At 40.4% G+C, this 9,213-nt stretch carries 10 protein-coding genes; all 10 read right to left on the reverse strand.

Annotation, left to right across the window (positions count from 1 at the left end):
• Window positions 1-769 (reverse strand): SDR family NAD(P)-dependent oxidoreductase (locus V7137_RS24220; RefSeq protein WP_335700438.1); only part of this gene is annotated, 769 nt, incomplete at its 3' end.
• Window positions 770-784: 15 nt separating this feature from the next.
• Window positions 785-1,522, reverse strand: coding sequence for a 2-phosphosulfolactate phosphatase (locus tag V7137_RS24225; RefSeq protein ID WP_335700439.1), 738 nt, complete (start codon window positions 1,520-1,522; stop codon window positions 785-787).
• 17 nt (window positions 1,523-1,539) lie between these two features.
• A complete protein-coding gene (locus tag V7137_RS24230) occupies window positions 1,540-2,616 on the reverse strand; it encodes a phosphotransferase family protein (protein ID WP_335700440.1) in 1,077 nt (358 codons plus the stop codon).
• A 109-nt stretch (window positions 2,617-2,725) separates the two neighbouring features.
• Window positions 2,726-3,292, reverse strand: coding sequence for a TetR/AcrR family transcriptional regulator (locus tag V7137_RS24235; RefSeq protein ID WP_335700441.1), 567 nt, complete (start codon window positions 3,290-3,292; stop codon window positions 2,726-2,728).
• A 125-nt stretch (window positions 3,293-3,417) separates the two neighbouring features.
• The gene (locus V7137_RS24240) at window positions 3,418-5,031 is read right to left on the reverse strand and encodes a long-chain-fatty-acid--CoA ligase (RefSeq protein ID WP_335700442.1); all 1,614 of its coding nucleotides are present in this window, start codon (window positions 5,029-5,031) and stop codon (window positions 3,418-3,420) included.
• Window positions 5,032-5,055: 24 nt separating this feature from the next.
• Window positions 5,056-5,808, reverse strand: a complete 753-nt coding sequence (locus tag V7137_RS24245; RefSeq protein ID WP_335700443.1) for an SDR family NAD(P)-dependent oxidoreductase — start codon at window positions 5,806-5,808, stop codon at window positions 5,056-5,058.
• Between the two features lie 33 nt (window positions 5,809-5,841).
• Window positions 5,842-7,050 (reverse strand): acyl-CoA dehydrogenase family protein, encoded by a 1,209-nt coding sequence (locus V7137_RS24250; protein WP_335700444.1) that lies wholly within the window; start codon window positions 7,048-7,050, stop codon window positions 5,842-5,844.
• Window positions 7,051-7,273: 223 nt separating this feature from the next.
• A complete protein-coding gene (locus V7137_RS24255) occupies window positions 7,274-7,471 on the reverse strand; it encodes a hypothetical protein (RefSeq protein WP_335700445.1) in 198 nt (65 codons plus the stop codon).
• A 148-nt stretch (window positions 7,472-7,619) separates the two neighbouring features.
• Window positions 7,620-8,600, reverse strand: coding sequence for an alpha/beta hydrolase (locus V7137_RS24260; protein ID WP_335700446.1), 981 nt, complete (start codon window positions 8,598-8,600; stop codon window positions 7,620-7,622).
• Window positions 8,601-8,611: 11 nt separating this feature from the next.
• Entirely contained in the window at window positions 8,612-9,157 is a 546-nt protein-coding gene (locus tag V7137_RS24265) for a helix-turn-helix domain-containing protein (protein WP_335700447.1), read from the reverse strand.
• Window positions 9,158-9,213: the final 56 nt, after the last annotated feature.

Below are 9,213 nucleotides of genomic sequence, written 5' to 3' on the forward strand. Positions count from 1 at the left end.
ATTTTATCAGCCAGCCACCATCAACCAGTAAATCTGAACCAGTCATATAGGAGGCTTCGTGTGAGGCAGCAAAAGCGATTACATTAGCTATTTCATCAGGATTCCCAACTCTCTGTAGAGCTGTGTTTTTTTGGATGGCTCTCACAAAACGGTCATTCTTTAAACCGCGCTCTGTTAATGGGGTCTCGACAAATCCTGGGGATACGGAGTTGACACGGATGTCATAGGGTGCTAATTCCAGCGCTAATGACCTCGTCAAATTAATCACTCCAGCTTTCGCCGCACTGTAATGTGGGATTTCCGCGCCTGCCTGGTGTCCTGATAAGGAGGCAACATTGATAATTGCTCGGTTATGCTCCTGACGCTGTGCCCCTTCAACCATGATTTTTCCAAGCGCTTTTGATACTAAAAACACACTCTTCAAATTAACATCCTGGACATCATCCCACTCTTGTTCAGACATTTCCAATATTCTTGAATTCCTAGAACCTCCGGCATTATTCACCAAAACATGTAAATCACCGTAATAGCGCCCGACATACTCTGCTAATTCTGCAACATCCTCTGCATCTGTACAATCAGCTGGGAAGACTTCTGCCAATGGAATTTTACTTTTTTTATTCATTTCTTCAGCGGTTTCATCAAGCTTTTGTTTCGTTCTTCCTACTAAGATTACCTTCGCACCTTCAATAGCAAGTCTAAGTGCTGTTGCCCTGCCAATTCCACTTCCTGCACCTGTTACTAGAGCAATCGTTTGTACAAACCTCATCAAGATCTCCACCCTTTATACAGAATAAATTGTTTCGACCACGACTTTTCCATCTTGTAAAATTGGGACAATTGAGGTTATGCCTTTGGAAGCAGCAATCCTCATGTCCGGCTGCTGGTCATATTTATCAAGCAATTTTCCAACATAGGAATCTAGTAAAATTTCATATGCATCCGTTTGGCCCCGGTAGAAATATAAGGCCGATTTTGCCGCATCTGTGAGTTCATAGTGACTATTTTTCACGAAGCAATCAATTAAGTGGCCTGCCCCATAAAAATCTTCCAAACTCGTTTCTCCTGAATTTCCTGAACAAATGATGACAATGGTATGGTCCGTTGATACTTTTTGAATAGCACCGGCAATGGCTGGGTTATTAAGCATTGAGGCAACATAGACCTTATTTGCTGAAGACGATTTTCTTAGTGCAACGGTACCGTTTGTTGTCGATAAAATTAACGTTTTTCCGTTGATCGTTTCTCGGATTAATGTGGGGCTGGGATAAACAAACCCGTCAATCGGTTTGGCATCTAATTCTCCTGCCAGAACACATTCATCCTGGTGATATTGTTTTGCAAGTTCGAGTGCCTCGTTGCTGTGCAAAACAGGAATAACTTCCTTTGCGCCATCTTTTAAGGCCGAAACAATTGTGGTGGTAGCCAGTAGAATATCCAAGACCACTGCTATTTTATTTCCTTCCGAAATCTTCTCTTCCTGGATGTCTTCTTTCTTCATGAGAAGGTGAATCTTTGTCATTCGCACCCAGCTCCTTTTTAAAACTCCTCATCCGCAACATTTGCTGCATGCTGAATTAAATTTTTCACGAAATAATTAAAGTTGGCAAATCGAATATCTAATGTTTGACCTTGCTTAAAGCGGTAATAGATTTGCTGACCAATGACCGCCAATTTAAAATAAGCAAATGTTAAGTAAAAGTTGAAATTAGTAACATCCCGGCCGCTTTTTTTCGCATAAAGTTCGATAAATTCCTTCCTTGTAATAAACCCGTCATGGATTGCTGTGACCGGAGCCTTCCCTAACCCGTTAATCAAAAGTTCCGAATCATCGCGGTGATTCCAATACCCCATCGCAACCCCAAGGTCTGCAAGCGGATCGCCAACTGTGGTCATTTCCCAATCAAACAGACCCACCATCTCGGTTAACTCTTCATTAAACATGGCATTGTTGAATTTATAGTCGTAATGAATGATTGTTGACTGATGTTTTTTAGGAGTATGATCCACTAGCCATTTCTTCAAATGTTCAAAACAATCAATTTCATCGGTTTTTGCCCGTTCATAGCGTCCGATCCAGCCATGAACCTGTCTTTCCATAAAGCCCTCTGGTTTGCTGATTTCAGCCAAACCAGTCTGTTTGTAGTCAATTGCATGTAATTCCACCAGCCTTTCAACCATTACTTCTGAAAGCTGCCGACAAAGATCATCCGTTACCAATTTCCCATCAGGAAAGGATGTATCGATAACGATCCCATTTTTTCTTTCCATCAAGAAAAAGGGGCTGCCAACGATTGTTTCATTTTTTGAAAATAAAAAGGGCTTCGGGGCAACAGGAAAAAAGGAGTGCAAATCTGAGAGAATTTTATATTCCCTCTCCATATCGTGTGCTTTCGGTGCAACAGGTCCTAGAGGCGGCCGTCTTAATACCGCTTCCCAATTCCCTTTTTTCAGTTGATACGTCAGATTGGAATGACCGGCGGAAAACTGTAAAATTTCAAGTGGTCCACCAGGCAAGTTATTGATGTTTTCTTGTAAAAACGTTGTAAGGGCAGAAAGGTTAAGTTCCTCCCCTTTTCGGACTGGGATGGTATCTTTACTCATTTGATGCGGCATCGGATTCCTCCTCACAATTAAGAAAATCCAAACCAATACTAACCGGTTGGTATTCACATTTTAAAAAAGAGGGGATAATAATCTAGAATCCCCGTTATACCTTTTTTCTTCAATTTTCTTGAATTCCCTTTAAGATCATTTCGACAAAAATCTCCGCTACTTCCTGATCGGAGCATCTTCCATTTGGATTAAACCATTGGTAACTCCAATTGGTTATACCAAGAATACCCATGGTAATAATCGGGACATTTAATTCAGGTCGGAATTCCCCTTTTTCCACGCCCTCACGAATCAGGCTTTCAATGTTTAGACGGAATTGGTCTCTTTTTTGTTCAATTAAATCAAGATGTTCAGGACTTAAATTATTCATTTCCCGAAAGAAAATTTTAGCCGCTGGACCTTGGGTGGTAATGTTCGTAATTAGCATATAGACATTAGCTGATAATTTTTCCTTATACGATTTCGAAGCATCATTTAATATTAGATCCTGGTTATAAAGTAAGTCATCTATATACCCAAGATGGATATCCATTAGCAATTCTTCTTTACTTGAAAAGTAATAATAGAATGTACCCTTTGTCACACCAAGTGAATCAACAACGTCTTGAATGGACGTTTCGCTAAATCCCTTTTTTTCGAATAGACGGATGCTTTGTGCTGTAATTTTTTCTTTCACATTATGTCCTCGCATTCTCTAATATGTCTATTGAGAATTATATCATAATCTATAACGCCCCTTTAAGCACAAACGAGGATTTCTACAATCTAAAATGTTTTTAGAAATTGCTCAAGACACGCCCTCTACTTATTTCTCACTTCTTCCCTTAAGGCCCGGCGGAGGATTTTTCCCACATTGGTTTTCGGAAGTTGGTCACGGAATTCAACATGGCGCGGCACCTTATAGGCTGCTAGGTTTTGCTTACAATATTGGATGATATCTTCCTCTGTTACTGTTTTATCTGCCTTTAAGACGATGACTGCTTTCACATCTTCTCCTCGGTACGGATCAGGAACTCCTATACAAACTGCCTCTTGTACAACTGGATGTTCGTACAGCACTTCTTCAATATCACGCGGATAAACATTGAAGCCACTCGCAATAATTAAATCTTTTTTCCGGTCAACGATATATAAATACCCATCTTCATCCACCTTCGCAATATCGCCTGTATATAACCAGCCATCCCGGAGGGTAGTGGCCGTTTCTTCGGGCATATTCCAATAGCCCTTCATAATCTGCGGTCCTTTAATAATGACCTCCCCTAGTTCACCAACAGGCACTTCTTTAGTCCCGGTTGCGACGTCTACAATTTTGTACTCAGTGGAAGGGACTCCAATCCCTACGCTGCCAGGTTTCCGTCCAGAAAATGGCGGGTTACAGTGGGTTGTTGGTGAGGCCTCTGATAATCCGTAACCTTCTAGTATCTTTGAACCTGTTTTCTTTTCAAAGCTGCGCAGCAATTCAAGCGGCATAGGCGCACTGCCGCTGTTACACGTTTTAATACTGTTGATTCCATATTCTTCCGCATGGGGATGACTTGTAATGGCAACATACATGGTTGGAACACCTGGAAAGACAGTAGGCTGTTCATTCTTAATGGTATTTAAAACTTCCTCCAATTCAAACCGAGGAAGCATGATAGACTCAGAGGCTGTATAAATAGATAGATTCATGCAAGAACTCATTCCGAACACATGGAAGAGTGGAATGACTGTTAAATAACGCTCTTTCCCGATTTCCATTTCTTCTTTAAAGAACTCATAACATTGAATAACGTTTGCTAATACATTTCGATGAGTCAGCATCGCACCTTTCGACCTTCCAGTGGTTCCACCTGTATATTGAAGGACAGCAACATCGTGCTCTGGGTCCATTTCAATTGGGAGGACGTTGCCGGTGCTTTCCAATAAGAACCTTTCATAGCTTCTGTCAGGAGCAAAATTATGCCCTGATGGCTGGAGGCTGACTACAATGATGTTCTTAAGGCTGGTAAGAGCTTGAACACTTTTCACCCTTGGATATAGGGCATCGAGGACAACAATGGTTTCCGCTCCGGAGTCGTTCAAGATATATTCAAGCTCCCGTTCTACTGACATCGGGTTCACTTGTGTCACAATCGCTCCGGCTGTAAGAATTCCGTAATACGAAACGACATATTGTGGACAGTTAGGGAGCATGATTGCTACGCGGTCGCCTTTTTGAACCTGATTTCGCTGCAAAGCAGACGAAAAAGAACGGACAAGTCCGTTTAATTGTTGATAAGTAAATTTCCTGCCATAGAATGATAGGGCATTATTGTCAGGATGTTTTTCAGCGGTCTCTTGAAGAATTTGACTTAATGGTTTATTTGGAATCGTGACATTCTTTTCAATGCCGTTAGGATAATGGGCTAACCAGGCTTTCTTTCCACTCATCAAGTAACCTCCCAAATGCTTTTATTAAAATGTTAAACCGCCGCCATCGACAGACAAAGTTGTTCCTGTAATAAACGAAGCTTCATCGGAAGCTAAAAATAACACCGCATTGGCAACCTCGTCTGGTGTCCCAATTCTACCAAGTGCATTAGCACGTGAAATAATGGGCCATTTTCGCTCATTTTGCTTCCAATGATCAATAATTGGGGTGTCAATCACTCCTGGTGCAATGGCATTGACCCTGATGTTGTATTTCCCATATTCAAGTGCAGCATTTTTTGTCAGCATGACAACCCCTGCTTTCGATGCATTATATGCCGACACATATTTCTGCCCTTTTAAGCCCAGTAAGCTTGAGGTGTTAATGATTGCTCCACCTCCTGCTTTAATTAATTCTGGAATGGCAAATTTTATTCCAAGGAAAACCCCCTTCAAATTAATATCTATAACTCGGTCCCATTCTTCTTCGGCCAAATCAACACTTCGTACCTCAGAGTTTCCAACTCCAGCATTATTGAACAAAATATGTAATGCACCAAACGTGCTAGTCGTGTTGTGGATTAATGCTTTTACTTGTCCTGAATCGGTTACATCTGTTTTAATAAAAATCGCGTCGCCGCCATTTCTTTTTATTAAACTAACGGTTTCTTCACCAATAACAGCATCAATATCTGCAACAGCGATCCGTGCTCCTTCTTTTGCGAATCGGATCGCGGTCGAGCGGCCAATACCGCCGCCGCCCCCGGTAATAATCGCTGTTTTTCCTTCTAATTTCATAAATTCCTCCAGCCCTTCATCTCTGTCTTGATCCTATTGATATTTTCTCAGTTCAAGTTTGGCTAACTGAGCACGGTGCACTTCATCAGGTCCATCAGCTAATCTTAATGTTCTAGCATTGGCCCATTGTGCCGCGAGTGTAAAATCGTTAGATACTCCAGCCGCCCCGAAAGCTTGAATTGCACGGTCAATAACACGTAACGCCATTGAAGGAGCAACGACCTTAATCATAGCAATCTCTGTTTTCGCTTCTTTATTTCCAACGGTATCCATCATATAGGCAGCTTTTAAGGTGAGCAGCCTTGCTTGCTCAATTTCAATTCTCGAATCAGCAATCCACTCCTGAATGACCCCTTGGCTGGCTAATGTTTTTCCAAATGCCGCCCGACTCTGAACACGCTTACATAATTCTTCTAAAGCACGTTCCGCGGCACCTATTAATCTCATACAATGATGAATTCTCCCTGGGCCAAGTCTGCCTTGGGCGATCCCAAATCCCTTTCCTTCCCCCCAGAGGATATTCTCCGCAGGGACGCGGACATTTTCATAGGTAATTTCTCCATGGCCATGCGGCGCATGATCGTATCCGAAGACAGGGAGCATCCGCTCAATCTTCACACCTGGAGACTCCAATGGAACAAGAATCATCGATTGTTGTTCATGACGGTTTGCCGATGGATCTGTTTTTCCCATGACAATGGCAATTTTACAACGAGGGTCGCCTGCACCAGATGACCACCATTTTCGACCATTAATGATGTATTCATCGCCATCTCTTACGATGCTGGCTTCGATATTCGTTGCATCTGCTGAAGCAACTGCTGGTTCAGTCATCGAAAAGCAAGAACGAATTTCGCCGGCTAATAAGGGCTTTAACCATTGTTCTTTATGCTTTTCAGTTCCATAGCGGACAATGACTTCCATATTCCCGGTGTCAGGAGCACTGCAGTTAAACACCTCTGGCCCGATTAAAGATCTCCCCATAATTTCACATAATGGTGCATATTCCTGATTAGATAACCCTGCCCCATATTCACTTTCTGGTAAAAATAAATTCCAAAGACCTTCCGCTTTTGCCTTTTCTTTTAGTTCCTCCATAATCGGTGGAACCGCACTCCAACGGCTTTCTTGATCGTTTAATTGCTGCTCATAAATTCGTTCATTAGGATATACGTTTGCTTCCATAAAGGCAGTTAATTTCTCCTGTAACTCTTTTACTCTTTGAGAATATGAAAAATCCAACATTTCCACTCCCTCTCTCATACTAACCAGTTGGTATGTTATGTTTATCATTATACCTGTAAATAGTAAATATTCAAATTAAATTCAAAATATTCTTTAAAATTATTAGCATTGTTGGGTTTTTCATAAAGGAAGGTCAGTGTTCTTAGCTGAGGAGTAGAGTAGGCCAGAAAGTGTCATATGGTTCGATCATGTTGAAATTGACGATTCCTGACCCTAGCAGTTAAAATCTTTTTGTAAATGATCTCTTCTGTTTGTTCATTACTTCATAGGATTTTTCAATAATATCTGTTAGTACATCACCTTTATAAATCCTACCTAATTTCAACCCTTGTTGGTAATATTCGACAATTTCATCTAATAGCTTCGACGTTTCTTTCGAAATCCGTACGTTTAACTGAATTCTTTCGTTTTCAGACATGGTAATCACTCCTATTAGTTCATTAGCAATCTGCTAGCATTTATCTATACAAATGTTATCATCTATAAATATACTATATTTCTACAATTTTTTCAGTAAAATCAAAAAAATGGTCATCAAATAATGACCATTTTAGTGTGTCTACCGCTTATATGATTACTGTCTCTTGTGAAGAAATGTTTACAAAGTGCAATCGCAGCCAATTTTCGAGCAACTTTTCTAATTCCGGATGTAAAGGCAACTCTGCTCCAGCTAAAATATCTTTTTTTGCCGTAAACATTGTCGAAGTGCGGGAAACCTCTTTACAAGAATGCCCCATATTTTCCACTACATAAAATTGCGCATCCCCTTTTACATATAATGGCAGTTTTTTTAGAACCTCTGGATTTGCCTGAATATCACGTGCCCCTGTTATTGCAAGGACCGGGCAGGTAACTTTGGCTAAATCTTCTTTTTCATTATAGGAGAAATGCTCTCGCAACCACTTAGCGGGTGTTTTGATTAAATTAACTTTGATCTGATCCTTTGAAGAGTTTAGAACCTTATCAATAAACTTTTGTGCTTGTTTTTCAACTTTGTTGTGTGCTCCTAATAAGCGCAGTAAAAAACCTTGGAATCCTTTCGCATTAATAATGTCTTGGGTTGCTAAATCTCTCTGCCTCTTCAATGCTTCGTTCAAGCTTTCTATTGCACCTGAAAGTAGGATTAAACCTCCAAGCTGTTCTTCCCTGGCTGCAACTGCCGTTCCAATGGTACAGCCTTCACTATGGCCAAGCAGAATTACCTTCTCAGAGTCTACCTCCGGGAGATTTTTTAAAAATTGAACTGCAGACTGTGCGTCATCCACCAAATCCCATAGACCCGTTGTTAAAAAATCCCCTTCACTTGCACCAACACCACGCTTATCATACCTTAAATTTATAAAGCCAATTGAGGTTAGGTATTCGGATAATTGGCGGTATAGTTTTAAATCCATCTTTTTAGTTACTTTTCCATTTCGATCCAATTTACCGGAACCTGATATAATCAGGATTGCGGGTGCTTTTTCTTCATAATTTTCTGGAAAGCATAATGTCCCTTTTAGTGTTACACCGCTTTGAATAGTTACTTCCTTCTCCCCTTTATTCATCTCGATACCCCCTATTTTTCTTTCATTTTTTCAGGAATCATAATGGTGGCAACCGTCCTCCTTCTCCTGCCCTTTTTTGGTTCGTTATTTATTACTTTTAAATAAACTGCTGCAAGCTCTTTAACATATTCGGTATACTCCTCTTCACTTAAATAAACGGAAGCCTGCCTGAATGTAACACCATCGGCAACTAGATCGATGTTATCTTGATCTAAATATCGATCATATTCGCCCATTAAATTGGCCATAAATTTAATAAACAGGCTCATATGTTCATCCCTTGAAAGCTTATTTAAGTCTTCAGGCCCAATGGATACCTTATTTGGATTTTGGATTGAATAAACCTTTTCGACCGTTCCTCTGTTTGGAATTTCACCTACAATATGAATGACTTTCGTTTCAACTAATTTTTTTAAGTTACGGTACAAAGAAGCTTGCGGGATATCTGGAAGGAATTCTTTTAATTGCTGTGCTGTAAGTTGTTGATTAATTAAATACTGGATGATTCTCATTCGAACGGGATGCAAAATAACGTCCACTGTTGATTCATTTGTCATAATAAAATTTGCTCCTATTTTTTATTATCATTCTCAATAATGATAATATTATAATG

The organism is Neobacillus drentensis, assembly GCF_036962765.1.
GTDB lineage: Bacteria > Bacillota > Bacilli > Bacillales > Cytobacillaceae > Neobacillus > Neobacillus drentensis_C.

What these genes read in the sequence shown, in the direction of transcription:
- V7137_RS24225 (WP_335700439.1), bottom strand. Translation starts at nt 1,522, where the DNA reads ATGACAAAGATTCACCTTCTCATGAAGAAAGAAGACATCCAGGAAGAG.
- V7137_RS24230 (WP_335700440.1), bottom strand. Translation starts at nt 2,616, where the DNA reads ATGCCGCATCAAATGAGTAAAGATACCATCCCAGTCCGAAAAGGGGAG.
- V7137_RS24240 (WP_335700442.1), bottom strand. Translation starts at nt 5,031, where the DNA reads ATGAGTGGAAAGAAAGCCTGGTTAGCCCATTATCCTAACGGCATTGAA.
- V7137_RS24245 (WP_335700443.1), bottom strand. Translation starts at nt 5,808, where the DNA reads ATGAAATTAGAAGGAAAAACAGCGATTATTACCGGGGGCGGCGGCGGT.
- V7137_RS24255 (WP_335700445.1), bottom strand. Translation starts at nt 7,471, where the DNA reads ATGTCTGAAAACGAAAGAATTCAGTTAAACGTACGGATTTCGAAAGAA.
- V7137_RS24260 (WP_335700446.1), bottom strand. Translation starts at nt 8,600, where the DNA reads ATGAATAAAGGGGAGAAGGAAGTAACTATTCAAAGCGGTGTAACACTA.
- V7137_RS24265 (WP_335700447.1), bottom strand. Translation starts at nt 9,157, where the DNA reads ATGACAAATGAATCAACAGTGGACGTTATTTTGCATCCCGTTCGAATG.